This window comes from Pseudomonas fluorescens, assembly GCF_902497855.1.
GTDB classification, from domain to species: domain Bacteria; phylum Pseudomonadota; class Gammaproteobacteria; order Pseudomonadales; family Pseudomonadaceae; genus Aquipseudomonas; species Aquipseudomonas fluorescens_BI.
In genome coordinates, this window is the sequence record NZ_CABVHU010000008.1 from 274,078 (window position 1) to 299,641 (window position 25,564).

The following is a 25,564-nucleotide window of genomic DNA, read 5'->3' on the forward strand; positions in this document are numbered from 1 at the left end:
TAATAACGATCGCGTTGGTACTGTGGTCGTGCCAGGCAAGGCGCAGGACGAAGGTAAGGGTTGTTTCCTTACCAAGTTCTGCAACGCAGCATGGCGCGGCCACAGTACCAACCCGCAGGGCCTTGCTCCAAAAGGCAGGCCGCTGCGCGTTTCTTACTTCTGAGAGAAGTTATTTCTACTACTACAAGTTGCCTTTTGGAGTAAGGCGCGGTCGTTATTAAACGTCAGCGCACCTTCCCTGTCAGTCGTTTCCGCTTGGGCACCTGAGAATTCTGGCTATGAGGCGGATAGACGGGCGCGACTCAACGTCGCGCAGGTGAATCAGCCGCGGTGTCGAGACTCCACTGCCTTGCGCAGGGTGTCGATCAACGCCTGGATACGGGCGTGCTGCATTTTCATCGACGCCTTGTTGACGATCAGGCGGGAGCTGATGTCGGCGATGAAATCCTGGGGTTCCAGGCCATTGGCGCGCAGGGTGTTGCCGGTGTCGACCACGTCGATGATCTTGTCCGCCAGACCGATCAGCGGGGCCAGTTCCATCGAGCCGTAGAGCTTGATGATGTCGACCTGGCGGCCCTGTTCGGCGTAGTAGCGCTTGGCGACGTTGACGAATTTGGTCGCCACCCGCAAACGGCCCTTGGGCTCGACATCGCCGACACGGCCGGCGGTCATCAGCTTGCAGAGGGCGATTCGCAGGTCCAATGGCTCGTACAAACCCTGGCCGCCGTATTCCATCAGCACATCTTTACCGGCGACGCCGAGGTCGGCGGCGCCATGCTCGACGTAAGTCGGCACATCGGTGGCGCGCACGATCAGCAGACGTACATCTGCCTGGGTCGTGGGAATGATCAACTTGCGGCTCTTGTCCGGATTCTCGGTCGGCACGATGCCCGCTTCAGCCAGAAGCGGCAAGGTGTCGTCAAGGATGCGGCCCTTGGACAGTGCGATGGTCAACATGGGAAACGTCAGTCCTTATCAGGCTACTGATGCCCGGTCGCAAATGGCGCCGGACACACATCGAGCCTGAAACAGGCTCGACTTGAAACGAAACCAACGGGCACGTCCCTGTGCCCATGCAACAGAAACTAGCCCGGTACGCGGCGGATCTTGGCGCCGAGCATCTGCAGTTTCTCTTCGATGCACTCGTAGCCACGGTCTATGTGGTAGATGCGATCGATCAGGGTGTCGCCTTCGGCGATCAGCGCCGAGATGACCAGGCTGGCCGATGCCCGCAGGTCGGTGGCCATCACTGGCGCGCCCTTGAGCTTCTCGGTCCCGGTGACGATGGCAGTGTTGCCCTCGACCTGGATCTTGGCGCCCATGCGGTGCAGTTCATACACGTGCATGAAGCGGTTTTCGAAGATCGTCTCGATCACGGCACCGGTGCCTTCGGCAATGGCGTTGAGGGAGATGAACTGCGCCTGCATGTCGGTCGGGAACGCCGGGTACGGAGCCGTGCGCACGTTGACGGCTTTTGGCCGCTTGCCGTGCATGTTCAGCTCGATCCAGTCTTCGCCGCAGGTGATTTCGGCACCCGATTCACGCAGCTTCTCCAGGACGGCTTCGAGGATGGTCGGATCCGTGTCCTTGACCTTCACACGACCGCCGGTGACCGCCGCGGCCACCAGGTAGGTGCCAGTCTCGATACGATCGGGCATTACCTTGTAGGTGGTCGGGTGCAGACGCTCGACGCCATCGATGGTGATGGTGTCGGTGCCGGCACCGGTGATCTTGGCGCCCATGGCATTCAGGAAGTTCGCGAGGTCGATGACTTCAGGCTCGCGAGCGGCGTTTGCCAGCACGCTGCGGCCCTTGGCCAGTGCGGCGGCCATCATGATGTTTTCGGTGCCGGTCACGCTGACGGTATCGAAGAAGAAGTGCGCACCGCGCAGGCCGCCTTCAGGCGCCTTGGCCTTGATGTAGCCGCCTTCGACGTCGATGATTGCGCCCATGGCCTCAAGACCGCGGATGTGCAGGTCAACCGGACGCGAACCGATGGCGCAACCGCCAGGCAGTGCGACTTCGGCTTCACCGAAACGGGCAACCATCGGGCCCAGCACCAGGATCGATGCACGCATGGTCTTGACCAGTTCGTACGGGGCGATCAGGGTCTTGATGGTGCGCGGGTCGATTTCGACGCTGAGCTTCTCGTCGATCACAGGCTCAATGCCCATGCGACCGAACAGCTCGATCATGGTGGTGATGTCGTGCAGGTGCGGCAGGTTGGCAACGGTCACCGGGCCATCGCACAGCAAGGTGGCCGCCAGGATCGGCAGGGCAGAGTTCTTTGCCCCGGAGATGCGGATTTCGCCATCAAGACGAACGCCACCGGTAATAATCAATTTATCCATAAGAATCTCGACGCCCTTGGGCTCAGGTGCGCTCGGCCCAGGCCGCGCTGCTGAAAAATTTCATAGTGACCGCATGGATGCTGCCATCGGTGATCCATGGGTTCAAATGGGCATAGACCTGCTGCTGACGCTTCACCGGGCTCAACGCCGCCAGTTCATCGCTAATCACGTTCAGCTGAAAGTTGCAGCCTTCGCCTTCAACTTCTACCAACGTTCCGGGCAGCTTTCCTTCAAGGAAGCTCTTTACTTCGGTGGCCTGCATGCTCAACCTCAATCGGCGCCCTGTGCGCGCGGGTCGGACATCATACAAAAAAGCCCCGCGCCTGCGAACCCCGGGAAGCAGGACTCTGACGGGGGGCTTGTTCATCGATGCTGGTTAGGGTTGCGCCAACAGCTCGGTCAATTCGCTGACCTGAGCGATTTCGCGCATGTCTTCCGGCATCCCACGGATGCTCCACGCCTTGCCGGCGGCCTCTGCATCGCGCATGAAGCACAGCAACAGCGACAAGCCGACGCTACTGGACTTCAAGACCTTCGAGCAATCGACCACCAGCGTAGCAGCCTTGCTGGACTTGATCAGCGCCTGGCCCTGCTTGCGCAGGCCGGGACCGGTGCGGTAGTCCAGCATGCCGCTGAGCAGCAGCTCGCCGGCGTCATTCATGCGAATGGCCGACACACTCATTGAGCTTGCTTCTCGGCGGCTTTTTCCGTGGTCACCTTGGCTTTGGCGACTTCCCCGGCCCAATTGTTGATGGTCTTGTCCAGGTCGTTGCCATTGCGCTGCATCGCGTCAGCGAACTGATCACGGAACAGCTTGCCGATGTTGATGCCGTTGATGATCACGTTGCGCACTTTCCACTCGCCGTTGATTTTCTCGAGTGTATAGGACACAGGATAGATCGAACCGCTGCTGCCCTTGACCGTCATGCCAACGCTTGTACGGTCGCCCGACTCATCCTTGGCAGGATCAACAGTGATGCCCTGGTTGTTGTACTCGAGCAAGGCGTTGCCATAAAACTGGAACAGGCCCTTTTTGAAGTTTTCCTGAAACGTCTTCATTTGCTCAGGCGTGGCTTTGCGCGAGTACTTGACCGTCATGATGCTCTTGGAAATGCCCTCGGCATCCACGACGGGGCCGACGATAGTGTCCAGTGCCGTATAAAAATCCTTCGGATCCTGTTTGTACTTCTCTTTGTTGGCCGCCAGATCGGCCAGCATCCGGGTCGTCGTGTCCTTTATCAGATCGTGTGCCGACGGCGCCGCCACGGCGTTAGCCATCAACGGCAAGGCCGCGAGCAATATAAACAGGCCACGTCGCAAGGTAGAGATCATTCAAAAACTCCTCATTTGGCTTCTTTGCTAACGGTATTGAGCAGGAATTTACCGATCAGGTCCTCGAGCACCAGCGACGACTGGGTGTCGTGGATGGTCCCGCCATCCTTGAGCAAGCCTTCTTCGCCGCCCACGCTGATACCGATGTACTTCTCGCCCAACAGGCCAGCGGTCAGGATAGATGCAGTGGAATCGCTCGGCAGATTATCCACCGACTTTTCAAGCTGCATGGTCACTCGACCGGTGAAACTGTCGCGGTCCAGATCGATCGCCGTGACCTTGCCGATGGTCACACCGGCCATGGTCACTTTAGCTCTGACCGTCAAACCGGCGATATTGTCGAAATAGGCATAAAGTTTATACGTATCGGTCGTAGCGCTCGGGGACAGGCCACTCACCCGCAACGCCAGCAACAGCAAAGCCAGGATGCCAGCCAGCAAGAAAAGGCCGACACCGATTTCCAGGGTGCGGTTTTGCATCAGAAATCTCCAAACATCAAGGCGGTCAGAATAAAGTCCAGGCCGAGCACTGCCAAAGAGGCATACACCACGGTCTTGGTCGTGGCACGACTGATCCCCTCGGAAGTGGGCTCGCAGTCATAGCCTTGGAATACGGCGATCCAGGTCACGACAAAGGCGAAGACGATGCTTTTGATGATGCCGTTGAGCACATCGTCGGCAAAGGTCACGCTGTTCTGCATGTTCGACCAGTAGGAGCCTTCATAGACACCCAGCCAGTCGACGGCCACCCACGAACCACCCCAGATACCCACCACGCTGAAAATCATCGCCAGCACCGGCAGGGAAATGAAGCCGGCCCACAGGCGCGGGGCGATGATGTACTTGAGCGGGTCGACACCGATCATTTCCAGGCTGGACAATTGCTCGGTGGACTTCATGTTGCCGATTTCGGCCGTCAGGGCCGAACCCGCGCGCCCGGCGAACAGCAAGGCGGTGACCACCGGCCCCAATTCACGCAGCAACGTCAGCGCAACCATCTGCCCGACCGCCTGCTCCGATCCATAGCTGGACAGGATGTTGAACCCTTGCAGCGCCAGCACCATGCCGATGAACACCCCGGAGACCACGATGATCACCAGGGACATCACGCCCACCGAATGCAATTGCTTGACCAGCAGCCCGAAACCGCCGCCGATCCCGCCGCGGCCGAACAGGGCATGAAACAGGAATATCGCCGAACGGCCAAACACGCCCAGCACATCGATGCCGGAATGGCCGAAGCGACGCACTCGTTCTATCAGTGAAATCTTGCGCATCAACGCTTCCCCAGAAGATCTGCGCGGAAATCCGTCGCTGGAAAGTGATAGGCGACCGGTCCGTCAGGTTCCCCCGTCATGAACTGACGGATACGGGGTTCACTGGAATTCATCAATTCGTCAGGCGTGCCCTGCCCCAATACCTGCCCGTCACCCACCACATAGATGTAGTCGGCAATGCTCGCCGTCTCGGCCAGGTCGTGGGACACCACGATGCTGGTGATGCCCAGCGCATCGTTGAGCAGGCGGATCAGGCGCACCAGCACGCCCATGGCGATCGGGTCCTGACCGACAAAGGGCTCGTCATACATGAGGATCTGCGGGTCGAGGGCAATCGCCCGGGCCAGCGCAACACGGCGCTTCATGCCGCCGGACAGTTCGTCAGGCATCAGGTCGATGGCGCCACGCAAGCCCACGGCCTGCAATTTGAGCAGGACAATGTCCCGGATCATTTCTTCCGGAAGCTCGGTATGAACCCGTAGCGGAAAGGCGACGTTCTCGAACACATCGAGATCGGTGAACAGCGCGCCGCTCTGAAACAGCACGCCCATGTGCTTGCGCGCATCGAACAGGTCGCTGCGCGACAGCTTCGGCAGGTTCTGGCCGTTGACCCAGACTTCGCCCTTGGTCGGGCGCAATTGGGCGCCCATCAAACGCAACAGCGTGGTCTTGCCACACCCGGAAGGCCCCATGATGCCGGTGACCTTGCCGCGCGGTATACGGATATCGACGTTATTGAAAATGCTGCGCGCACCGCGCTTGAAGGTCAGTCCCTTCAGCTCGACCGCGTAGGCGTTATCGGCACTCATCTAAACTCCTTGCGATGCAGCCTCTCACTCGGACGCCTGACTTTCTTGCGAAAGCACATGCCTCCCCGGGCAGGGCCGAACTGGCGGCGAACTATATCACTGCATAGGCCAAGCGCCCAAGGCCCACGCCGGTTCATGTTCTGCCACATGGCAGGGCAAAAGCGTGTATTTGCAGGGATTAAGTAACAGGGAGTGACAAAGCGCGACGAACTTGCGTGAGGCTTTCGATCATAACCGTTATAATCGCCGCCTTTTCATCAGGCTATACGATTCCCGACATGAGCCAATCCAGCGACCTGATTCAGTCTGCACAACGCACCATCCGCCTCGAACTGGAAGCCGTCACCGGCTTGTTGCCCCGTATCGACGCGGATTTCGTACGCGCTTGCGAGATGATTCTGGCCAGCAAGGGCCGCGTGGTCGTGGTCGGCATGGGCAAATCAGGGCACATCGGCAACAAGATCGCCGCCACCCTGGCCAGCACCGGCACCACGGCTTTTTTCGTGCACCCGGCCGAAGCCAGCCACGGCGACATGGGCATGATCACCCGCGATGACATCATCCTGGCACTGTCGAACTCCGGTTCGACCAATGAAATCGTGACCCTGCTGCCACTGATCAAGCGCCTGGGCATCCAGCTGATCAGCATGACCGGCAACCCCGACTCGCCGCTGGCCAAGGCGGCCGAGGTCAACCTCAACGTGCACGTCGAGCACGAAGCCTGCCCGTTGAACCTGGCACCGACGTCGTCGACCACCGCGGCCCTGGTCATGGGCGACGCCCTGGCCGTTGCGCTGCTCGAAGCCCGGGGGTTTACCGCTGAAGATTTCGCCTTCTCCCACCCCGGCGGCGCCCTGGGCCGACGCCTGTTGCTGAAAGTGGAAAACGTCATGCACGCCGGGCAGGAACTGCCGCAGGTCCAGCGCGGTACCCTGCTCAAGGACGCGCTGATGGAAATGACCCGCAAAGGTTTGGGCATGACCGTGATCCTGGAAGCCGATGGTAAACTCGCCGGGATCTTCACCGACGGCGATTTGCGCCGCACCCTGGACCGCGCCATCGACATCCATCACGCCACCATCGACCAGGTCATGACCGTGCATGGCAAGACGGCTCGCGCTGAAATGCTGGCCGCCGAAGCCCTGAAAATCATGGAAGACCATCGAATCAACGCACTGGTGGTGGTGGACAAGGAGGACCGCCCGATCGGCGCCTTCAACCTGTCCGATCTGCTGCGTGCAGGAGTAATGTAATGACCACCGATCTGCTGGAACGCGGCAAGAACATCAAGCTGGCGGTATTTGACGTCGACGGCGTGCTGACCGACGGACGCCTGTACTTCCTGGAAGACGGCAGCGAATTCAAGACCTTCAACACCCTCGACGGCCAGGGCATCAAGATGCTGATGGCAGCCGGCGTGCAGACCGCCATCATCAGCGGACGCAAGACCCCGGTGGTCGAGCGCCGGGCGCAGAACCTCGGCATTCCACACCTGTACCAGGGTCGCGAAGATAAACTGGTGGTGCTCGACGAGCTTCTCGCCCAACTGCGCCTAAGCTATGAACAGGTCGCCTACCTCGGCGACGACTTGCCGGACCTGCCGGTCATTCGCCGCGTCGGCCTGGGCATGGCGGTGGCCAGTGCCGCCAGCTTCGTGCGTGAACACGCCCACGGCATCACCCAGGCCCGTGGCGGCGAAGGTGCCGCTCGCGAATTCTGCGAATTGATCCTGCGCGCCCAGGGCCGTCTCGATGCGGCCAACGCCGCGTACCTGTGAGCCCACTATGCTGAGCAAAACGATTCGCAAATTCCTGGTGTTCGGGTGCATCGCCGCCATTTTCGCGGCGGTCGGCTACTGGAACATCAGTCCGGAGCGCTTCCTCGACAAACCGGTCGTCAAGGTCGATGAAACCAGGATCGACTGGTACGCAACCAACACCCACAGCGTGCAGTACCTGCCAGATGGCAAATTGCAGTACGACATGACGTCCGACAAGGTCGAACACCTCAAGGCCAATGACGTGACGCTGGTCAGCAAACCGGACCTGAACATGTTCCGCGGCACCGAATTTCCGTGGCATGTGCAAAGCGAACGCGGCGAAGTCAATTCCGGCGGAACCGAAGTCGAACTGATCGACTCGGTACGTATCGCCCGTACCGACGAAAAAAAGCGCACGACCATTATCACCAGCAGTCGCATGACCGTGTTCCCGCAGCAGCAATATGCGCAGACCGTGCAACCCGTTAGAATCGACGGCGCTGGTGGCGTGTCGACCGGCACGGGCATGAAAGCGTATTTGAAAGAAAGCAGGATACACCTGCTATCGAACGTAAGAGGACAGTATGAGGCTCGTTAAAACCCTCCCTATTTTGCTCAGTCTGGGCGCAGCACTGGGAAGCGTGAGCGCCTGGGCTCTGCCGGACGATAGAAACCAGCCTATCCGCATTCAGGCCGACGACGCCCAACTGGACGACAAGCAAGGCATCGCCACCTACAAAGGCGATGTGATCATCACCCAGGGCTCGATGAAGGTCACCGGCAACACCGTGACCATCACCCGCACTGCGGGTGGCGACATCGACGTGGTGACCTCGGTGGGCAACCTGGCCTACTTCGAGCAGATGCAAACCGCCGGCGACGCCAAGCCGGTCCAGGGTTACGGCGTCACTATCCAGTACCATGCCTCGCAAGACCGCGTCGTGCTGATCGATCGCGCCAAAGTCATCGACAAGGACGGCAACGTCACCCAAGGCGAAAAGATCGTCTACGACACGGTCAAGAAACTGGCTAACGCTGGCCGCGCCACCGGCACCAAGGTCACCGAAGAACGCCCGCGCATCGACATGGTGATCCAGCCGAAAAAGAAATCCGACGAGCAAAAGGCCCAGTAATGGCAACTCTGAAAGCTCAGCATCTGGCCAAGAGCTACAAGAGCCGCCAGGTCGTGCGCGACGTCAGCCTGTCCATCGACAGCGGTCAGATCGTCGGCTTGCTTGGCCCTAACGGTGCCGGCAAAACCACCTGTTTCTACATGATTGTCGGCCTGGTACAAGCCGATCAGGGCCGCGTACTGATCGACGACCTGGACGTCAGTCACCAGCCGATGCACGGTCGCGCGAAAGCCGGTATCGGCTATCTTCCGCAGGAAGCGTCGATCTTCCGCAAACTTTCGGTCGTCGATAACATCATGGCAATCCTCGAGACCCGCAAGGAACTCGACAAGGCCGCTCGTCGCAAGGAGCTGGAAAGCCTGCTGCAGGAGTTCCACATCCACCACATCCGCGACAACCTCGGCATGAGCCTGTCCGGTGGTGAGCGCCGCCGTGTGGAGATCGCCCGGGCACTGGCCACCAACCCGAAATTCATCCTCCTCGACGAACCTTTCGCCGGCGTGGACCCGATTTCGGTGGGCGACATCAAACAGATCATCCATCACCTCAAGGCCAAGGGCATTGGCGTGCTGATCACGGACCACAACGTCCGCGAAACCCTGGATATCTGCGAAACCGCCTACATCGTCAACGATGGCCAACTGATCGCCGAAGGTGACTCTGCAACCATCCTGGCCAACGAACTGGTCAAGGAAGTGTATCTGGGCCATGAGTTCCGCCTGTAAGCGCCGAGGTGTCCTCCTTTTCGCTCAAGCGCCTGTCTCGATAAAAAATCAACATTTTTTTATTGTTACAGCGCTCTAGGCAAACGCTAAAGTTTCGGGCATATAATTTGCTTATGTTTGGCGCTCCGGCGCCCTGTAGTGGATGGCGCATGTGCGCCGGCGAATAAGGTGTTAAGCCCCTGCCATGAAACCATCGCTAGTCTTGAGAATGGGCCAGCAGCTGACGATGACACCGCAGCTGCAACAGGCCATCCGCCTGCTCCAATTGTCGACCCTGGACCTGCAACAGGAAATCCAGGAGGCCCTGGAGTCCAATCCGATGCTCGAACGCCAGGAAGAAGGCGACGACTTCGATAACGCCGACCCCTTGGCCGACAAAGCCGAACAGCAACCCAACGCCGATGTGTCGGAACCCTCCTACCAGGAAACCGCCCCGACGGTGGATAACCTCGAGGAAGGTGACTGGAACGAGCGCATTCCCAACGAACTGCCGGTCGATACCGCGTGGGAAGACGTTTACCAGACCAGCGCCAGCAGCCTGCCGAGCAACGATGACGACGAGTGGGATTTCACCACCCGCACATCGGCCGGTGAAAGCCTGCAAAGCCATCTGCTCTGGCAACTGAACCTGGCACCGATGTCCGACACCGATCGCCTGATTGCCGTGACCCTGATCGACTGCATCAACAATCAGGGTTACCTGGACGAATCCCTCGAGGAAATCCTCGAAGCCTTCGATCCGGAACTGGACGTCGAACTCGACGAAATAGAAGCCGTCCTGCATCGCATCCAGCAATTCGAACCCGCCGGCATCGGCGCCCGCAACCTGGGCGAATGCCTGTTGCTGCAATTGCGCCAGTTGCCCGCCAAGACTCCTTGGCTGGCCGAGGCCAAGCGCCTGGTCAACGATTACATCGACCTGCTGGGCAGCCGCGACTACAGCCAGCTGATGCGCCGCATGAAGCTCAAGGAAGATGAACTGCGCCAGGTGATCGAGCTGGTGCAGAGCCTCAACCCGCGTCCTGGCTCGCAGATCGAGTCCAGCGAAGCCGAATACGTCGTCCCCGATGTCATCGTGCGCAAGGACAACGAACGCTGGCTGGTGGAGCTGAACCAGGAGTCGGTGCCACGGCTGCGGGTCAACGCCCAATACGCCGGTTTCGTGCGCCGCGCCGACACCAGTGCCGACAACACCTTCATGCGCAATCAGTTGCAAGAGGCCCGCTGGTTCATCAAGAGCCTGCAGAGCCGCAACGAAACCCTGATGAAGGTGGCCACCCAGATCGTCGAGCATCAGCGCGGCTTCCTGGAGTACGGCGACGAAGCCATGAAACCGCTGGTGCTGCATGACATCGCCGAAGCGGTCGGCATGCACGAGTCGACGATTTCCCGGGTGACCACGCAGAAATTCATGCATACCCCCCGGGGCATCTATGAACTGAAATACTTTTTCTCCAGCCACGTGAGCACCTCCGAAGGCGGTGAATGCTCGTCCACGGCGATCCGCGCGATCATCAAAAAACTGGTTGCAGCGGAAAATCAGAAAAAGCCGTTGAGTGACAGCAAGATCGCTGGTTTACTGGAGGCACAAGGCATTCAGGTGGCTCGCCGCACCGTCGCCAAGTACCGCGAATCCCTCGGGATCGCGCCTTCAAGCGAACGCAAGCGGTTGATGTAGAGCCACGCCACAGCGTTCCAGTGGCAGGCATTTCTGCCTGCCGCTTTATGCACTGGCAACGAAGGAGAAGCTGTATGCAAGTCAACATCAGTGGACACCAACTGGAAGTGACCGAACCTCTTCGCACCTACATCGGCGAAAAGCTCGAACGATTGGAGAGGCATTTCGACAAGATCACCAACGTGCAGGTCACGATGACGGTCGAAAAGCTCAAGCAGAAAATCGAAGCCACGCTGCATATTCCCGGCAATGAAGTCGTCGCCAACGCGGAGCATACCGATATGTACGCGGCCATCGACGCCTTGACCGACAAGCTGGATAAACAACTCAAAAAGCATAAGGAAAAGACCCAAAGCCTCCTCCAGGGCGCGACCGGTCGTTAACACTCCCAACCCATGATCCGACTTGAAAGTATCCTGACCCCCGGCCGTTCCCTCGTGAACGTGCCGGGCGGCAGTAAAAAGAAAGCCCTCGAGCAAATTGCCAACCTCATCCATAAAGAAGTGCCGGATCTGGAGATGCAAGATGTCTTCGAGGCTCTGATTGCCCGTGAAAAACTCGGTTCGACCGGTTTTGGCAACGGCATCGCCATCCCCCACTGTCGGCTCAAGGGCTGCACCTCACCCGTCAGCGCCTTGATGCATCTGGACGCCCCCATCGATTTCGACGCCATCGACGGTGCCCCGGTTGACCTGCTGTTCGTGCTGCTGGTCCCGCAAGCCGCTACCGATGCGCACCTGGAGCTGCTGCGCCAGATCGCCAGCATGCTCGATCGCAAGGAAGTGCGCGAAAAGCTGCGCAGCGCCCCGAGCAATGAAGCCTTGTATCAGGTTGTCCTGGACGAGCAAAACGGTCATTAATCATGCGCTTGATCATCGTCAGTGGCCGTTCCGGCTCAGGTAAAAGTACCGCGCTCGATGTGCTCGAGGACAACGGCTACTACTGTATCGACAACCTGCCTGCCGGGCTGCTGCCGGAACTGGCCGAGCGCGCACTGATCCACACCGAACTGGCCCAGCCGCTGGTTGCCGTGTCGATCGACGCGCGCAACTTGCCAAGCCACCTGTCGCGTTTCCCCGAGCTGCTGGAGGAAGTCCGCAGCCGGCATATCCAGTGCGATGTGCTGTATCTGGACGCCGACGAAGAAACCTTGCTCAAACGTTTTTCGGAGACCCGCCGGCGTCATCCGCTGAGCAATGCCAACCGTTCACTGGCGGAAGCGATCAGCGATGAGAGCATGCTGCTCGGGCCGATTGCCGACCTCGCCGACCTCAAGGTCAACACCACCAACCTGAACCTGTATCAGTTGCGCGATACCATCAAGCTGCGTTTGCTGAATCAACCGGAACCCGGTACGGCGTTCCTGGTGGAATCCTTCGGTTTCAAGCGTGGCATGCCGGTGGACGCCGACCTGGTGTTCGACGTGCGTTGCCTGCCGAACCCCTACTGGAAGCCGGAATTGCGCGAACAGTCAGGGCTCGATAAACCGGTCGCCGACTACCTGGCGGCACAGCCGGACGTCGAAGAAATGTTCCAGGACATTTCTACCTACCTGCTCAAGTGGTTGCCCCGCTTTGCGGCCAGCAATCGTGCTTATGTCACCATCGCCATTGGCTGCACCGGCGGGCATCACCGCTCCGTCTACCTGACTGAACGTCTGGGTCAGGCTCTGCAAAAAACCCTGAAGAACGTCCAGGTCCGCCACCGCGACCTCAGCTAAAGGATTCACATCGCGATGCCTGCTCTGGAAATCGAAATCATCAACAAGCTGGGGCTGCACGCCCGTGCTTCTGCAAAATTTGTCGGCGTGGCCGGTCAGTTCAAGGATTGCACGATCAGGGTGGGACGCACCCCGGAATCAACGGTCGATGGCAAAAGCATCATGGCGATGATGATGTTGGCGGCTGGCAAGGGCACCAGGATTCATTTGATTACCGAAGGCGAGCAGGAGCAGGAAGCGCTGGATGCGCTGGTGAAGTTGATCAACAACTACTTCGACGAAGGTGAGTAAACTCGCCCTTGTAGGAGCGAGGCTTGCCCGCGAAGAACGATGACACAGTTCATCAGTTCCACCGCGTAACGGCATTCGCGGGCAAGCCTCGCTCCTACACAGTCCGTGTTACGCCAACGCCGTATCCATCACCATCATCAAACAAAACCCGATCAACAATCCCAAGCTGGCCAGCTTGTCATGACCGTGTCGGCGCGACTCGGGTATCACTTCATGGGTGACCACCAACAGCATCGCCCCCGCCGCCAACGCCAACCCCAACGGCAGCAGCATCTCGGCCAGGCTGACCAGCCAGGCGCATAACAGCGCGAAGACCGGCTCGACCAATCCTGACGCCGCGCCGATCAGGAATGCCTTGACCCGCGACATCCCTGCCCCCGCCAGGACCAACGCAATCACCAGCCCTTCCGGCACATCCTGCAAGGCAATGCCCATGGCCAGACTGTCGGCATCCGGCATCCCGCCACCGGCCGAGACACCCACGGCCATGCCTTCCGGTATGTTGTGGGCAATGATGGCAAACACGAACAGCCAGATTCGCGGAGGAATCACCGGATGTTCAACGGTCCCCACGAGCATTTCCGGCGACGCACCGGACACCTTGCGATCCACCAGGAACAGCCCGAACGCACCGAGCATGATGCCGAAGCTGATCAGGCCGCTGGCCGCCCAAGGCGTCAGCCCCAGGTTTTCAGCGGCGGAGATACCCGGAACGATCAGCGAAAACGCCGTCGCCGCGAGCATCACCCCGGCCCCGAAGCCCAGCAGCGTATCGCTGACCGCCTGGGGCATGCGCCGGATCACCAACACCGGCACGGCGCCCAACGCCGTGCCCAGGGCACAGATCGCCCCGCCTTGCAGCGCACGCATCAGTTTCGGTTCCAGGTCCAGCCAAACCAGCCCCTGGGCACCCAACAAGGTCATGCCCGCCAGCAGTAACAGCGATCCCAGCGCGTAACGAAACATTCGTCCACTTCCGACCGCCAGTGTTTCAGTGCCCATAATCAACCTTGGAAGATTTTTATAGAAGACTCAAACTAGCGCAGCTTGATAGCGCGCGCTGACTTGTGGCCAGTTGATCACGTTGTAGAACGCATTGATGTATTCCGGGCGGCGGTTCTGGTACTGCAGGTAATAGGCGTGCTCCCAGACGTCGAGGCCGAGAATCGGCGTATTGCCGTTCATCAACGGGCTGTCCTGATTGCCACTGCTTTCAACGATCAATGTCTTTTGCGGCGTGACACTGAGCCATGCCCAGCCGCTGCCGAATCGGGTCAGTGCGGCTTTGGTAAAGGCCTCCTTGAAGCTGTCCAGGCCACCCAGTTGCTCATCGATCGCCTTGGCCAGCGTACCTTCGGGGTAACCACCGCCGTGAGGCGCCATCACTTCCCAGAACAACGAATGATTGGCGTGGCCGCCGCCCTGATTGATCACCGCCGCGCGCAGTTTTTCTGGTAGTTGCTGGACGCTTGCCACCAGCTTCTCCACCGGCCACTCGGCATACTCGGTGCCTTCTACCGCGGCATTGAGGTTGTTGATGTAGGTCTGGTGGTGCTTGGTGTAATGGATTTCCATGGTTTGCGCATCGATGTGCGGTTCCAGGGCATCGTAGGCATAGGGCAAGGCAGGCAGGGTAAAAGCCATGTTCAATGGACTCCATGATGTAGAGGCGCAGGCGAGGCCGCATCCATGTGCAGCAAACGATGGGTGCGTGGGTACTCGCCGTGCTCGCTGATGAAATTCAGCAGCTCGACGTAGGTCTTGCTGCTCTGTCGCAATGCCGCTTCTCGCAAGGCTGGCGCCAGGCGCGGGTCCTGCATGGTCTGCAATAACCGCTGATGAATGGCGCACAAATACTCGGCGCTCTCCTCCGGCTGGTTCAGACGCAGATGCAGGTCTGCCAGGTTGTGGTGGGAAATCACGCAGGCCGCCACCGCTTCATCGGCATCCGCCCAGCGCTCGAACAACACCTGGGCCAGGGCCAATGCCTGCAAGTAAGCCTCGCGGGCATCGACCAGTTCGCCCAGCATGAAACAGCGGTTTGCTCTTTCGATCGTGCGTTTCCAGTGCTCCATGACGAGCCTCCAAAGCGGTAGCGGTGATTACACGCCGCCTGCGGTGAGTTTCTCCGGGTTGAGTAACTCTTCCAGCTGGCTGCGTGTGAGGTCGGTGTGTTCCAGGGCGACATCGATCACCGGTCGCCCCTGCTGATAGGCCTTCTTGGCAATCTCGGCGGCGTTTTGGTACCCAATGATCGGGTTCAGTGCGGTGACCAGAATCGGGTTGCGCGACAGCGCTTCCTTGATCCGGGCCTCGTTGACCTTGAAGCTGGCAATGGCCTTGTCACCCAGCAGGCGGCTGGAATTGGCCAGCAACTCGATGCTGCTCAGCAGGTTCTGGGCGATGATCGGCAGCATCACGTTCAGTTCGAAATTGCCCGACTGACCGGCAATGGTGATGACGGTGTCGTTGCCGATGACTTGCGCGGCAACCATGGCGGTGGCTTCCGGGATCACCGGATTGACCTTGCCCGGCATGATCGAGGAACCTGGCTGCAAGGCCTCGAGCTCGATCTCGCCGAGACCGGCCAGAGGGCCGGAGTTCATCCAGCGCAGGTCGTTGGCGATTTTCATCAGCGAGACTGCCGTGGCTTTAAGCTGCCCGGACACTGCAACGGCAGTGTCCTGGGAGCCGATCAGCGCAAACAGGTCCTTGCCCGGCGTGAACTGCACCTGCGTGAGCCGGGCCAGTTGCTGACTGAAACGCGCCGCAAACTCCGGATGCGCATTGATCCCGGTGCCCACCGCCGTGCCGCCCTGAGCCAGGGATTGCAGGCTCGGCAGCAGGTCCTGCAGATGGCCGATGTTCGCCTTGAGTTGCTGCGCCCAACCGTTGAGCACCTGGCTCATGCGCACGGGCATGGCGTCCATCAGGTGCGTGCGCCCGGTTTTGACGTGGTGATGAACCTCCCCGGCCTTGCGCTCGATCACCTGCACCAGATGCAGCAGCGCGGGCAGCAATTGCTCGTGCAACGCCAGCGCCGCGCTGACATGGATGGTGGTCGGGATAATGTCGTTGCTGCTCTGGCCGCAGTTAACGTGATCGTTAGGGTTCACCGGCTCGCCGAGCAGACGGCTGGCCAAGGTGGCGATCACTTCGTTGGCGTTCATGTTGGAACTGGTGCCGGAGCCGGTCTGGAAGATGTCCACCGGGAAGTGCTGCATGAAGTCCCCTTCGAGCAAGCCCTGGGTCGCATCGACAATGGCCTGGCCCTGGGACTCGCTGATTTGCTTGAGCTCGACGTTGGCCCGGGCGGCGGCGGCCTTGGCCAGGATCAACGCACGGATGAATTGCACCGGCATCGGCTTGCCGCTGATCGGGAAGTTATCCACCGCCCGTTGGGTCTGTGCGCCGTAGAGCGCGTCTACCGGGACCTGGAGTTCGCCCATGCTGTCGCGCTCAATACGTGTCTTGGTCATCTGAAAATCCTTGCACCAGTTCAATAAGAGGAATCGAGGGATGCAACTCGCAGGTCGCCAGTTGCCAGGTGTAGCTCTGCCAGCGCTTGAGGCGGCATTTGCACAGCGAGAGACGTTCCAGTTCCCGCAGTGGACGCCAGGCCTGATCCAGGCAATAGGTCCGCCAGTGCCAGGGCAGCGCGACGTCGGCGGCGGTGTCGAGCAGTAAACGGAAGGAGGTTTCGGCGATGGTCCAGGGTGAAGTCGCCGTGCAACACGCCAGGTACCGACCTTCGGCCAGGTAGTGATCGATCAGGCGTGGCTCGTCGGGATCCATCGCGCAACGGATCTGGCGACTCATCCAGCGCCAGCTTTCGAGGTAAGGCTGCTCGTGCAAGGCAGAACTCATGATCCGGGCCCATTCGGTAATGAGATTTATTATTAGATGATAATGAGAAGCAAAACAACCCCGCTGATGTACTCAGTCCATTGTGGGAGCGAGCCTGCTCGCGAAGGCGGATTTACATTCAGCATTGATTTCGACTGACCTGACGTCTTCGCGAGCAGGCTCGCTCCCACAGGGGGCCGCGCCAGACGCAAAAAAAAAGCGCGCCGCCCAATCGGGTAGCGCGCTTTTTCTGTGTAACGGTCGGGTTTAGCTACCCGCGACGGTCATCCGCTCGATCAACACCGACCCGGTGCGAATGTTGCTGCGCATCTCCAGATCATTACCCACCGCAACGATCTGCTTGAACATGTCGCGCATATTGCCAGCAATGGTCACTTCCTGGACCGCAAACTGAATTTCGCCGTTTTCGACCCAGTACCCCGCCGCGCCCCGCGAGTAGTCACCAGTGACCATGTTCAAGCCTTGGCCCATCAGCTCAGTGACCAACAAGCCACGGCCCATACGGCGTAGCAAAGCGGCCTGATCCTCGTCGCCATGGGTGACGAACAGGTTGTGCACGCCGCCGGCGTTGGCGGTGCTTGGCATGCCGAGCTTGCGACCGGAATAGGTGCCGAGGATGTAGGACACCAGCTCGCCTTTTTCGACGAACGGCTTGGCATAGGTCGCCAGGCCATCACCATCGAACGCCGCGCTGCCCAGCGCTCGCATCAAGTGCGGACGCTCATCGATGGTCAGCCATTCCGGGAACAGTTTCTGCCCCAGCGTGCCCTCGAGGAAGGACGATTTGCGGTACAGGCTGCCGCCGGAAATCGCCGAGAGGAAACTGCCGAACAAACCACCGGCCAGCTCCGCGGAAAACAGCACCGGCACTTCGCAGGTGGGCACCGGACGCGCGCCGAGACGGCTCGCCGCCCGTTGCGCGGCATGCTGGCCAATGCTCACCGGGTCGGCCAGCAGGTTGCCCTGCCGGTTCACGTCGTACCAGTAATCGCGCTGCATCTGGCCGTCGGCCTCGGCGATCATGACGCAGCTGAGGCTGTGGCGAGTCGATGCGTAGCCGCCGACAAACCCATGGCTGTTGCCGTACACGCGGCAACCCTGGTGGGTACTGAGGCTGGTGCCATCGGCGTTCTTGATCCGGCTGTCGGCGGCAAACGCCGCCGCTTCACAGGTCAAGGCCATCTCGATGGCTTGTTCCGGGGTGATGTCCCACTGGTGGAACAGGTCGAAATCCTGCAGATCCCTGGCCATCAGCGCGGCATCGGCCAGGCCCGCGGCTTCGTCTTCCGAGGTGTGCTTGGCGATGGCCAACGCGGCGGCAACGGTTTCGCGAATCGCTTCAGGGCCACTGGCCGAAGTACTCGCCGAACCTTTGCGCTGGCCGACATACAGCGTGATGCCAAAACCCTGGTCGCGGTTGAATTCGACGGTTTCGACTTCACGCTGGCGCACGGTCGTGGACAGCCCCTGCTCCAGGGACACCGCCACTTCACAGGCACTGGCGCCCTGGCGCTTGGCTTCAGCGATGATCTGCTCGACTTGTTCTTGCAGTGCCGGCAACGCTTGCGGGCCGACGCTTTCAACTGCACTCATGCTGTTCTCCACTCAAATTCTGCTTTCGGTAAAGGCCTTCGAGCGACCGGGCCGGACAAGCGGCCCCCGACTGGTTATCATGGCGGCGTTTCTTTGCGGACGGCCACCATGGTTGATTCTTACGACGACTCCCTCGATACGGGAGAAAAAAGCAAATCCCAGGTCAAACGCGAGCTGCATGCTCTGGTTGACCTCGGCGAGCGCCTTACAACGCTCAAGCCTGACTTGCTGGCAAAACTGCCGTTGACCGACGCCATGCGTCGGGCCCTGGCCGATGCGCCCAAGCACACCGCGAATATCGCGCGTAAACGGCACCTCATGTTCATCGGCAAACTGATGCGCGATCAGGACACTGACGCCATTCTGACCCTGCTCGATCAACTCGATGCCTCCACTCGGCAGTACAACGAACGTTTCCATGGTCTGGAACGCTGGCGCGATCGCCTGATCGCGGGCGACGATGCAGTCCTGGAGAAGTTCGTGCTCGACTACCCGGAAGCTGATCGTCAGCAATTGCGCTCCCTGATCCGTCAGGCCCAGCACGAACTGGCGACCAACAAGCCACCGGCATCGAGCCGTAAAATCTTCAAGTACATCCGTGAGCTGGACGAGACTCAACGCGGTTTGCGTTAAGTCCCTTCTCGGGTGAGTTGCCTCGCAACTCACCCGAAGCTTCACTTTTTCAAGAGCCCCTTACGATCCTGTGCCACCCACAGTGATCGCATCGATTTTCAGCGTTGGCTGGCCGACACCCACCGGCACCGACTGCCCATCCTTGCCACACGTTCCCACGCCGCTGTCCAGCGCCAGGTCGTTTCCGACCATCGACACCTTGCTCATGGCTTCCGGGCCGTTGCCGATCAACGTCGCGCCTTTGACCGGGGCGGTAATCTTGCCGTCTTCGATCAGGTACGCCTCGCTGGTGGAGAACACGAACTTGCCGCTGGTGATGTCCACCTGGCCGCCGCCGAGGTTGGCGCAGTAGATGCCACGCTTCACCGAGGCGATGATTTCCGCCGGGTCGCTTTCGCCCGCCAGCATGTAGGTGTTGGTCATGCGCGGCATCGGCAGGTGCGCGTAGGATTCACGGCGACCGTTACCGGTGCGGGCGACGCCCATCAGGCGGGCATTGAGCTTGTCCTGCATGTAGCCTTTGAGCACGCCGTTTTCGATCAGCGTGGTGCACTCGGTCGGGGTGCCTTCATCGTCGACGCTCAGCGAACCGCGACGACCGGCCAGCGTGCCGTCATCGACGATGGTGCAGAGTTTGGAGGCCACCATCTCGCCCATGCGCCCGCTGTAGGCGGAGCTGCCCTTGCGGTTGAAATCGCCTTCCAGACCGTGGCCCACCGCTTCGTGCAGCAATACGCCGGACCAGCCCGATCCCAGCACCACCGGCAAGGTACCGGCCGGCGCCGGAATGGCTTCAAGGTTGATCAGCGCCTGACGCAGTGCTTCACGGGCGTAGCCCATGGCGCGGTCTTCGCCGAGGAAATAACGATAGTCGGTACGCCCGCCACCACCATGACCGCCGCGCTCGCGACGACCGTTCTGCTCGACGATCACGCTGACGTTGAAACGCACCAGCGGCCGTACATCCGCCGCCAGGCCGCCGTCGGTGGACGCCACCAGGATACGTTCCCAAACGCCGGCCATGCTGACGGTCACTTGCTGGATGCGCGGATCGAGGGCGCGGGTCGCGACGTCGATGCGCTTGAGCAATTCGACTTTCTCGGCGCGGGTCAGCACTTCCAGCGGGTTGTCCGGCCCGTACAACTGGGCAACGTCCTGGGTGGTGAACGCCTGCACCGTGCCGTTCTGGCCGGCGCGGGAGATCGAACGTGCGGCGCGTGCCGCCGCCCCCAAGGCTTCCAGGGTGATGGCGTTGCTGTAGGCAAATCCGGTTTTTTCACCCGATTGCGCCCGCACGCCGACACCCTGGTCGAGGTTGAAACTGCCTTCCTTGACGATGCCGTCTTCCAGCGCCCAGGATTCGGAGATCTGCCCCTGGAAATACAGGTCGGCCGCATCGATGCCCGGACCGGCCAGGTCGCCGAGCACCCCTTGCAGGCTCTCGATCGTTACGCCACCGGGCGCCAGGAGGTGTTCACTGACTGAGGACAACAACTCGCTCATATGTTTTACGCCTTAAATTCGTCGTTCCGGGCAGGTCGCTGTGCGCCCTGCGAGAAAAAGCGCCGGTGACTGGACACCGGCATCCGCGCCCTGATGGACGCCTGTTCGCTGCTATCGCGTTCGGCCAGCAGCACGGCCTCGCCTTGATCCTGTTGTGCCAGCACCCGCCCCCAGGGGTCGATGATTGCGGCATGCCCCCAGGTTTCCCGCGGCCCCGGATGGGTCCCACCCTGGGCGGCCGCGAGCACATAACATTGCGTCTCGATGGCCCGTGCGCGAATCAGCACCTCCCAATGGGCCGCGCCCGTCACCGCGGTAAAGGCCGACGGCGCGGTAATCAACTCCGCGCCGGCGGCACGCAATTCACTGTACAGCTCTGGAAATCGCAAGTCGTAACACACCGTCAGGCCGACTCGACCGACGGGCGTGTCCGCCACCACCACACCACTGCCATAAGCATAGTCATCGGATTCGCGATAACGCCCACGATTATCCGCCACATCCACGTCGAACAAATGCAGCTTGTCGTAGCGCGCCACCGTTTCGCCGCGGTCGTTCACCAGCAACGAGCAGGCGTGCACTTTCGCCGTCGGTTGATCGACTGGCGGCAGCGGCAATGTGCCGGCCACTATCCATAAGCTGAGGTCGCGTGCGGTCTGTTTCAACCATGGCAGAATTGGCCCTTCGCCCGATGCTTCGGCGCGACCGATATCGGCAACGTCGCGGCGGCCCATGGCGGCGAAGTTTTCCGGCAGCACGGCCAGCTTTGCGCCACCGGTCGCCGCCTGCTCGAGCAGATGACGGGCCCGGGCCAGATTGGCCAGTACATCGCTCTGGCTGACCATTTGAATTACCGCTACAGACATGGTTTTTTCCTGCTCTGGAATTGACGCATACCTTTAGGAGCGAGGCTTGCCCGCGAAGGCGTTTTGCCTGACACACCGCGGTGTATCGGTTCGCGGGCAAGCCTCGCTCCTACAGAGGGATTGCGTCGCTTCGGCCATGCTACTCCATCGAGCCAGGGCCGTGATTTCAAAAAGGCTTGTCGAAGGTGATTTTCGGATCTTTCCACGGCCCTTTGACGGTGTATTGCACGCTGGCAAAACGCGCCACGCGGTCACCGATCAGCTTGTCGATCAGGAACAGTGCCCCGCCGATGGCCGGTGCGCCAACGATCAGTGCGGCAATCGGCAAGTTGTTGGTCACCGGCAAGGTCACCAGCAACTTGGCATCCACCCTGTCCCCTACCAGATCCAGGGTGCCGTTGAGTTCAATATTGCTCGACGGACCCGTCAGCCGGATCGGTTCACGGGTGACGTACACGCCATTGGTCGCCACCAGCAGCCCCTTGACCCGGTCGTAGCTCAGGCCTTTGCCGAACAGGTCGGAGAAGTCCAGGCGCAGGCGGCGGCCGATGGAGTTGAAATTCAGCAGGCCGAACACCCGCAACGCCTGGGCGCTGCCCTCGACTTCAACAAACTGGCCTTTATTCAACGAGGCGTCGAGGGTTCCGGAGAAGCGCTTGGTGGCCAGCCAGGCTGGCGAACCCGGCCAGCGACCGTCGACGTCCATATGGAAATTTTCACTGGTGACGCTCGGTGCAAAGCCCCAGCCCTTGAGCACATCGGCGAGGTTCTTGCCGCTGGCCCGGCCCTTGAACCAGCTGCTGCTGGAACCGGGTACGCCTTCCCAGCCACCGCTACCTTGCAGGAGGATGCCCTTGAGGCCCAGGTCCAGGGTATTGAGCGCTATGCCCTTGGCGGTCGGACGCACTTTCAGCGACCAGCCGCCCACCAGATCCTGCCCCTGGAACAGTTGATTGATGGTGATATCCAGCGCCGGGATTTTCGTCGGGTCTACCGCGGCCAGCGGATCAGGCGAGTTTTCGTCCGCCAGCACCGTCGGATCCGGTGCCGGCAACCGCACGTATTGCAGATTGATCGCAATCGGCGCGGCTTTGGCATCGGGGAGGCTGGCGTGGCCCTTGACCTGCTGACTGTCGAGCTGCAGGGCCCACGCGTTCGGCTTGCGGTTCAATTGAACGGCAGCCTGGTCGAGGGTAGTACCGACACCGCTGAGCTTGCCGACCTTGAAATCCACGCTGCTGAGCAACTGTTTGGCGTTACCGCCCGGATCCTGGCCGGCGTATTTGTCCAGCAGGTCCTTCCACGGGCCGACATCCAGTTCCGCCAGCGCACCGCGCACCCGCAGGCCTTTGGCACCGGGCAGTACCGCATTGCCGCCACCGACGATCAACTCACCGCGACCGTCGGCAAAATTGCCGGGCGGCGCCGCGAAGGTGAAGTTGGCCAGCTCGCCATGGTTGACCCAATAACGCCGCTCCGGACCTTGCAACGTCATACGGAAGGTAGTGTCACGTCCCACATCGGCAGCCAGGCCGAACGGCGCGGGCAAATCAAGCGTCACGCCCTTGAGACTGGAACTGACCATCAGTTGACTGTTATCACCCTCAAGATTCAATTGCAGCTGATAGGGAATCAAGCCGGACACGGGCAGCGGCTGGGTGACGCTCAACCAGTCCGTGAGTTTCTTGACCTCGACCTGACCCGAGGCGGCCACACGGGTCTTGAGGTTGCCCGGGCTGCCATCGGCGAAAATCTGGGCGCTGACCGGTTTGTCGAAGGCGCGGGCGGTGATGTTCTGCCCGCTCAAGCCCTTGGCGCTGTCGAAACGAAAATCGCCCTTGAGCTGGGTCAGCTCCAGGCTCGGCTCGGCCAGTTTCAGGCGCGCCTTGGCCGTCTTGAAATCGACGAGGATCTTCGGCTGTTCGCCTTTGGCCAACGGGATATCCAGTTTCAGCTTGCCCTGCAGATCACCCTCGCCTTCCCAACCGGCAAAGGTCTGGGCGGTGCCGATCGGTGCTTGTTGAAGAATCTTCAGGCCATCGCCCAACCCGCCAGCGAACGCGCCGTCGAGAAACAGGTGGCTGGTTTTACCGCTCGCGACGTGGGGAATATTGACGTAAATGTCGCGGACCTGGGTATCGAGCAACTGGCCCTTGCTGGCCAGGATGCGCACGCCGCTGTCTTCGACGAACACGTCACCCGTGACCTTGCTGACATGTGGCCAGCCCGGCTGGAAGGCCAGCTCGGCATCGTGCACCTTGAAGAACAGGCTGATGCTGCGATCCGCGTCTGCCGCGCCTTTGTTCAGCGACCCCTGATACTGGAAAAAACCCTGGTCCACCGCGCCTTTGAGAATCGCCGTACGCAGCCATTCGTCCAGCGCCGGGCTGAGCATCCGCGGCAAGTACTTGGCGGTGTACTTGCCATCCCCATCCACCAGGCCGACCCGCAAGTCCATGTAGTCTTCCCGGGTGTGATCGAAATGCAGGCGGATCAGGAAATCGCCGGCGATCTTGCCCTCTTCGCCCAGCACCTTCAGGTAAGGCGCAATCAGGGTGAAGCCTTCTTTATCAAGCTTCCAGTTCAAGGTTGCGTTGGCCTGGAGGTATTGCCAGGGCTTGGCGAAGATCGGGTCCAGGTGCAGGGAAAAATCCTTGCTGTCCATGCGCAACTCACCGCGCCCAAGGTCACCGCTGATGCTGCCGCTGACGTTACGTGCCGCCGGAGCGCCGTGATAGGCGTCGAAGCCGACCCGGTCCAGGTTGGCGGCAAAGCTGAACTTGCTGTCGTCGGTGGCGTTGGGCCGGAAATCGATCAGTACATTGCGCAAACCACCGGTCACCTTCAGCCGCTCCACCGCCGTGGAAACACCTTGGGGCAGTGGCCCCAAAGCGTTCAGCAACGGGGTGAGCGCGGTGAGGTCGAGGCGGTCGGCCTGCAGATGCCAGAGCTCTTCAGTCTTGTCGGTGGCCGCGCTGCCCTTGAGTTGCAAACGCGACTCCCAGCGCGTCTCGCCAAGGTTCATGGCCAGGGAATCCAGGCTCGCGAGGAAGCCCTCGGCACTGCGTTGGAAATAACCGTTGAGCGCCAGATTGTTGATCTGGATCGGCTTGCGCTCGGCGTAGGCGCCCTTGAGTTGCGGCGCATTCAAACGCACTGCGGCGCTTTGCAGGGCGCCCTTGTTCCAGTTCAGCCAAAGCTCGCCACCCGCCTTGATCTCGGAGAAATTCCACTGCTGGGTCAATCGCTCCGGCAGCCATTTCGACCAGTCGCTTTGCGGCAGGCTCAGGTAGGCATCCGCCCCGCCGTCCTTCCACTCGCTGGCGCGAATACGCGTACGCAGACTCATGGCCATCGGCTGGCCATCGGGCAGGGTCAGGCGGGCGTCGAGTCGCTGACGGTAGGCGCCGGTTTTCAGATTCAAGCCGACGTAAGTCAGGGTCAGCGGTGGCTGATCCAGTGACTGCAAGGTGATCTGGCTGTCGAGTACCGACAGCTGCTGGACCCTTTGCATGCGATTGAGCAGCTGCTGCGGATCAAGCGGCTGATCCTGCTGTACCGGCAGACCTTCCAGGGTCCAGTGACCGTCTGCGCCTTCCTTGAGGCTGATCTTCAGGCCATTGAGTTCCAGGTGAGCGATGCTCACCTCCCGTGCCAGCAGGCTGGCCCAGAGATCCGGCACTGCGCGCACCTGATCCAGGCGCAGGGCATTGGCGCCCTCGCCGACCATCACGTCGTGAGCGAGCAGAATCGGCGCGAAGCCGCTCCAGTTGCCTTCCAGTTCGCCGATATGCAGTGGCATGCCCAAGGCAGCCGCCGCCTTGGTTTCGACTTCGGCCCGGTATTCGGCCACCAGGGGGGTCAATTCCCGGCCGAGACTGACATAGAGCGCCATCAGCACCAGGACCAACGCGCACAGGCCCAGACCCCAGCGGGTCAGTGCGGCCAGTATGCGTGTCAGACGGTCCATGTCAGTTGGCTCCCATGGCGGTAACAATGCAAAAAGCTGAGGCCAGCTGTTCTAGTCG

28 protein-coding genes are annotated in these 25,564 nt (G+C 60.6%); 11 read left to right on the plus strand and 17 right to left on the minus strand.

The genetic code is table 11. The features are described from left to right. Positions 1-321: 321 nt before the first annotated feature. The 8 genes from hisG to F8N96_RS18125 form a co-directional block, all read right to left on the minus strand. Entirely contained in the window at positions 322-957 is a 636-nt protein-coding gene (hisG, locus tag F8N96_RS18090) for an ATP phosphoribosyltransferase (protein WP_007901570.1), read from the minus strand. Between the two features lie 128 nt (positions 958-1,085). Next, a complete protein-coding gene (murA, locus tag F8N96_RS18095; RefSeq protein ID WP_064679707.1) occupies positions 1,086-2,351 on the minus strand; it encodes a UDP-N-acetylglucosamine 1-carboxyvinyltransferase in 1,266 nt (421 codons plus the stop codon). Between the two features lie 22 nt (positions 2,352-2,373). Then, complete coding sequence (locus F8N96_RS18100) at positions 2,374-2,613, minus strand: BolA family protein (protein ID WP_150798940.1); 240 nt, start codon at positions 2,611-2,613, stop codon at positions 2,374-2,376. A gap of 114 nt (positions 2,614-2,727) precedes the next feature. Continuing rightward, a complete protein-coding gene (locus F8N96_RS18105) occupies positions 2,728-3,033 on the minus strand; it encodes a lipid asymmetry maintenance protein MlaB (protein WP_150763953.1) in 306 nt (101 codons plus the stop codon). After that, complete coding sequence (locus F8N96_RS18110) at positions 3,030-3,683, minus strand: phospholipid-binding protein MlaC (protein ID WP_150798941.1); 654 nt, start codon at positions 3,681-3,683, stop codon at positions 3,030-3,032. The genes F8N96_RS18105 and F8N96_RS18110 overlap by 4 nt, the downstream gene beginning before the upstream one ends. 11 nt (positions 3,684-3,694) lie before the next feature. Next, positions 3,695-4,162, minus strand: coding sequence for an outer membrane lipid asymmetry maintenance protein MlaD (gene mlaD, locus F8N96_RS18115; protein WP_150798942.1), 468 nt, complete (start codon positions 4,160-4,162; stop codon positions 3,695-3,697). After that, a complete protein-coding gene (gene mlaE, locus F8N96_RS18120; RefSeq protein WP_150763955.1) occupies positions 4,162-4,959 on the minus strand; it encodes a lipid asymmetry maintenance ABC transporter permease subunit MlaE in 798 nt (265 codons plus the stop codon). Before mlaE ends, mlaD begins: the two co-directional genes overlap by 1 nt. Next, positions 4,959-5,768, minus strand: a complete 810-nt coding sequence (locus F8N96_RS18125; protein ID WP_150763956.1) for an ATP-binding cassette domain-containing protein — start codon at positions 5,766-5,768, stop codon at positions 4,959-4,961. The genes mlaE and F8N96_RS18125 overlap by 1 nt, the downstream gene beginning before the upstream one ends. A 278-nt stretch (positions 5,769-6,046) precedes the next feature. Here F8N96_RS18125 and F8N96_RS18130 point away from each other — a divergent pair, with 278 nt between their 5' ends. The 10 genes from F8N96_RS18130 (at position 6,047) to F8N96_RS18175 (ending at position 13,074) form a co-directional block, all read left to right on the plus strand. After that, complete coding sequence (locus F8N96_RS18130) at positions 6,047-7,021, plus strand: KpsF/GutQ family sugar-phosphate isomerase (RefSeq protein WP_128873002.1); 975 nt, start codon at positions 6,047-6,049, stop codon at positions 7,019-7,021. Continuing rightward, positions 7,021-7,545, plus strand: coding sequence for a KdsC family phosphatase (locus F8N96_RS18135; RefSeq protein ID WP_150798943.1), 525 nt, complete (start codon positions 7,021-7,023; stop codon positions 7,543-7,545). The genes F8N96_RS18130 and F8N96_RS18135 overlap by 1 nt, the downstream gene beginning before the upstream one ends. Positions 7,546-7,552: 7 nt before the next feature. Then, positions 7,553-8,125 (plus strand): LPS export ABC transporter periplasmic protein LptC, encoded by a 573-nt coding sequence (gene lptC / locus F8N96_RS18140; RefSeq protein WP_150798944.1) that lies wholly within the window; start codon positions 7,553-7,555, stop codon positions 8,123-8,125. Further along, positions 8,112-8,660, plus strand: a complete 549-nt coding sequence (gene lptA, locus F8N96_RS18145; RefSeq protein ID WP_150763959.1) for a lipopolysaccharide transport periplasmic protein LptA — start codon at positions 8,112-8,114, stop codon at positions 8,658-8,660. Before lptC ends, lptA begins: the two co-directional genes overlap by 14 nt. After that, positions 8,660-9,385 carry an LPS export ABC transporter ATP-binding protein gene (lptB, locus tag F8N96_RS18150; protein ID WP_150798945.1) on the plus strand — a complete coding sequence of 242 codons (726 nt, stop codon included), beginning with the start codon at positions 8,660-8,662 and terminating at the stop codon, positions 9,383-9,385. Before lptA ends, lptB begins: the two co-directional genes overlap by 1 nt. Positions 9,386-9,569: 184 nt before the next feature. Then, entirely contained in the window at positions 9,570-11,063 is a 1,494-nt protein-coding gene (locus F8N96_RS18155; RefSeq protein WP_150798946.1) for an RNA polymerase factor sigma-54, read from the plus strand. A 74-nt stretch (positions 11,064-11,137) separates the two neighbouring features. Then, a complete protein-coding gene (hpf, locus tag F8N96_RS18160) occupies positions 11,138-11,446 on the plus strand; it encodes a ribosome hibernation-promoting factor, HPF/YfiA family (protein ID WP_007941242.1) in 309 nt (102 codons plus the stop codon). Between the two features lie 12 nt (positions 11,447-11,458). Next, positions 11,459-11,923, plus strand: a complete 465-nt coding sequence (ptsN, locus tag F8N96_RS18165) for a PTS IIA-like nitrogen regulatory protein PtsN (RefSeq protein WP_150582322.1) — start codon at positions 11,459-11,461, stop codon at positions 11,921-11,923. 2 nt (positions 11,924-11,925) lie between these two features. Next, a complete protein-coding gene (gene rapZ / locus F8N96_RS18170) occupies positions 11,926-12,783 on the plus strand; it encodes an RNase adapter RapZ (protein WP_150798947.1) in 858 nt (285 codons plus the stop codon). 15 nt (positions 12,784-12,798) lie between these two features. After that, the gene (locus tag F8N96_RS18175; RefSeq protein ID WP_150798948.1) at positions 12,799-13,074 is read left to right on the plus strand and encodes an HPr family phosphocarrier protein; all 276 of its coding nucleotides are present in this window, start codon (positions 12,799-12,801) and stop codon (positions 13,072-13,074) included. A gap of 108 nt (positions 13,075-13,182) precedes the next feature. Here F8N96_RS18175 and F8N96_RS18185 read toward each other — a convergent pair whose 3' ends face one another. The 6 genes from F8N96_RS18185 to pmbA all read right to left on the minus strand — a co-directional run bounded on the left by F8N96_RS18185 (position 13,183) and on the right by pmbA (position 18,534). Then, positions 13,183-14,076 (minus strand): ZIP family metal transporter, encoded by an 894-nt coding sequence (locus tag F8N96_RS18185; protein WP_150798949.1) that lies wholly within the window; start codon positions 14,074-14,076, stop codon positions 13,183-13,185. Positions 14,077-14,106: 30 nt separating this feature from the next. Beyond that, on the minus strand, positions 14,107-14,718 hold the full coding sequence (locus F8N96_RS18190) for a superoxide dismutase (protein ID WP_150798950.1): 612 nt from the start codon (positions 14,716-14,718) through the stop codon (positions 14,107-14,109). Between the two features lie 2 nt (positions 14,719-14,720). After that, positions 14,721-15,149 (minus strand): hypothetical protein, encoded by a 429-nt coding sequence (locus F8N96_RS18195; RefSeq protein WP_064679724.1) that lies wholly within the window; start codon positions 15,147-15,149, stop codon positions 14,721-14,723. Positions 15,150-15,176: 27 nt separating this feature from the next. Then, on the minus strand, positions 15,177-16,553 hold the full coding sequence (locus tag F8N96_RS18200) for a class II fumarate hydratase (RefSeq protein WP_150798951.1): 1,377 nt from the start codon (positions 16,551-16,553) through the stop codon (positions 15,177-15,179). Then, positions 16,534-16,941 (minus strand): FagA protein, encoded by a 408-nt coding sequence (locus F8N96_RS18205; protein ID WP_150763967.1) that lies wholly within the window; start codon positions 16,939-16,941, stop codon positions 16,534-16,536. The genes F8N96_RS18200 and F8N96_RS18205 overlap by 20 nt, the downstream gene beginning before the upstream one ends. A 246-nt stretch (positions 16,942-17,187) precedes the next feature. Then, a complete protein-coding gene (gene pmbA, locus F8N96_RS18215) occupies positions 17,188-18,534 on the minus strand; it encodes a metalloprotease PmbA (protein ID WP_150798952.1) in 1,347 nt (448 codons plus the stop codon). Between the two features lie 108 nt (positions 18,535-18,642). Between pmbA and yjgA the strand changes: the two genes are divergently transcribed. Then, on the plus strand, positions 18,643-19,167 hold the full coding sequence (yjgA, locus tag F8N96_RS18220; RefSeq protein WP_007901505.1) for a ribosome biogenesis factor YjgA: 525 nt from the start codon (positions 18,643-18,645) through the stop codon (positions 19,165-19,167). 60 nt (positions 19,168-19,227) lie between these two features. On the opposite strand, the gene tldD is transcribed toward yjgA, so the two are convergent. The 3 genes from tldD to F8N96_RS18235 form a co-directional block, all read right to left on the minus strand. Next, a complete protein-coding gene (tldD, locus tag F8N96_RS18225; protein ID WP_150798953.1) occupies positions 19,228-20,670 on the minus strand; it encodes a metalloprotease TldD in 1,443 nt (480 codons plus the stop codon). 5 nt (positions 20,671-20,675) lie between these two features. Continuing rightward, the gene (locus tag F8N96_RS18230) at positions 20,676-21,536 is read right to left on the minus strand and encodes a carbon-nitrogen hydrolase family protein (protein ID WP_150798954.1); all 861 of its coding nucleotides are present in this window, start codon (positions 21,534-21,536) and stop codon (positions 20,676-20,678) included. A 166-nt stretch (positions 21,537-21,702) separates the two neighbouring features. Next, positions 21,703-25,506: a YhdP family protein gene (locus F8N96_RS18235; protein WP_150798955.1), complete on the minus strand. Its 3,804-nt coding sequence runs from the start codon at positions 25,504-25,506 to the stop codon at positions 21,703-21,705. Between the last annotated feature and the right edge of the window lie 58 nt (positions 25,507-25,564).

Bases quoted from the DNA above. Each gene is read 5' to 3' on its own strand.
- F8N96_RS18235 (WP_150798955.1), bottom strand. From the start codon at position 25,506: ATGGACCGTCTGACACGCATACTGGCCGCACTGACCCGCTGGGGTCTG.
- lptC (WP_150798944.1), top strand. From the start codon at position 7,553: ATGCTGAGCAAAACGATTCGCAAATTCCTGGTGTTCGGGTGCATCGCC.
- F8N96_RS18155 (WP_150798946.1), top strand. From the start codon at position 9,570: ATGAAACCATCGCTAGTCTTGAGAATGGGCCAGCAGCTGACGATGACA.
- yjgA (WP_007901505.1), top strand. From the start codon at position 18,643: ATGGTTGATTCTTACGACGACTCCCTCGATACGGGAGAAAAAAGCAAA.
- rapZ (WP_150798947.1), top strand. From the start codon at position 11,926: ATGCGCTTGATCATCGTCAGTGGCCGTTCCGGCTCAGGTAAAAGTACC.
- F8N96_RS18230 (WP_150798954.1), bottom strand. From the start codon at position 21,536: ATGTCTGTAGCGGTAATTCAAATGGTCAGCCAGAGCGATGTACTGGCC.
- lptA (WP_150763959.1), top strand. From the start codon at position 8,112: ATGAGGCTCGTTAAAACCCTCCCTATTTTGCTCAGTCTGGGCGCAGCA.
- F8N96_RS18190 (WP_150798950.1), bottom strand. From the start codon at position 14,718: ATGGCTTTTACCCTGCCTGCCTTGCCCTATGCCTACGATGCCCTGGAA.
- F8N96_RS18200 (WP_150798951.1), bottom strand. From the start codon at position 16,553: ATGACCAAGACACGTATTGAGCGCGACAGCATGGGCGAACTCCAGGTC.
- lptB (WP_150798945.1), top strand. From the start codon at position 8,660: ATGGCAACTCTGAAAGCTCAGCATCTGGCCAAGAGCTACAAGAGCCGC.
- F8N96_RS18195 (WP_064679724.1), bottom strand. From the start codon at position 15,149: ATGGAGCACTGGAAACGCACGATCGAAAGAGCAAACCGCTGTTTCATG.
- pmbA (WP_150798952.1), bottom strand. From the start codon at position 18,534: ATGAGTGCAGTTGAAAGCGTCGGCCCGCAAGCGTTGCCGGCACTGCAA.
- murA (WP_064679707.1), bottom strand. From the start codon at position 2,351: ATGGATAAATTGATTATTACCGGTGGCGTTCGTCTTGATGGCGAAATC.
- tldD (WP_150798953.1), bottom strand. From the start codon at position 20,670: ATGAGCGAGTTGTTGTCCTCAGTCAGTGAACACCTCCTGGCGCCCGGT.
- F8N96_RS18130 (WP_128873002.1), top strand. From the start codon at position 6,047: ATGAGCCAATCCAGCGACCTGATTCAGTCTGCACAACGCACCATCCGC.
- mlaD (WP_150798942.1), bottom strand. From the start codon at position 4,162: ATGCAAAACCGCACCCTGGAAATCGGTGTCGGCCTTTTCTTGCTGGCT.
- mlaE (WP_150763955.1), bottom strand. From the start codon at position 4,959: ATGCGCAAGATTTCACTGATAGAACGAGTGCGTCGCTTCGGCCATTCC.
- F8N96_RS18185 (WP_150798949.1), bottom strand. From the start codon at position 14,076: ATGGGCACTGAAACACTGGCGGTCGGAAGTGGACGAATGTTTCGTTAC.
- ptsN (WP_150582322.1), top strand. From the start codon at position 11,459: ATGATCCGACTTGAAAGTATCCTGACCCCCGGCCGTTCCCTCGTGAAC.
- F8N96_RS18205 (WP_150763967.1), bottom strand. From the start codon at position 16,941: ATGAGTTCTGCCTTGCACGAGCAGCCTTACCTCGAAAGCTGGCGCTGG.
- F8N96_RS18105 (WP_150763953.1), bottom strand. From the start codon at position 3,033: ATGAGTGTGTCGGCCATTCGCATGAATGACGCCGGCGAGCTGCTGCTC.
- F8N96_RS18125 (WP_150763956.1), bottom strand. From the start codon at position 5,768: ATGAGTGCCGATAACGCCTACGCGGTCGAGCTGAAGGGACTGACCTTC.
- F8N96_RS18100 (WP_150798940.1), bottom strand. From the start codon at position 2,613: ATGCAGGCCACCGAAGTAAAGAGCTTCCTTGAAGGAAAGCTGCCCGGA.
- hisG (WP_007901570.1), bottom strand. From the start codon at position 957: ATGTTGACCATCGCACTGTCCAAGGGCCGCATCCTTGACGACACCTTG.
- F8N96_RS18110 (WP_150798941.1), bottom strand. From the start codon at position 3,683: ATGATCTCTACCTTGCGACGTGGCCTGTTTATATTGCTCGCGGCCTTG.
- F8N96_RS18175 (WP_150798948.1), top strand. From the start codon at position 12,799: ATGCCTGCTCTGGAAATCGAAATCATCAACAAGCTGGGGCTGCACGCC.
- hpf (WP_007941242.1), top strand. From the start codon at position 11,138: ATGCAAGTCAACATCAGTGGACACCAACTGGAAGTGACCGAACCTCTT.
- F8N96_RS18135 (WP_150798943.1), top strand. From the start codon at position 7,021: ATGACCACCGATCTGCTGGAACGCGGCAAGAACATCAAGCTGGCGGTA.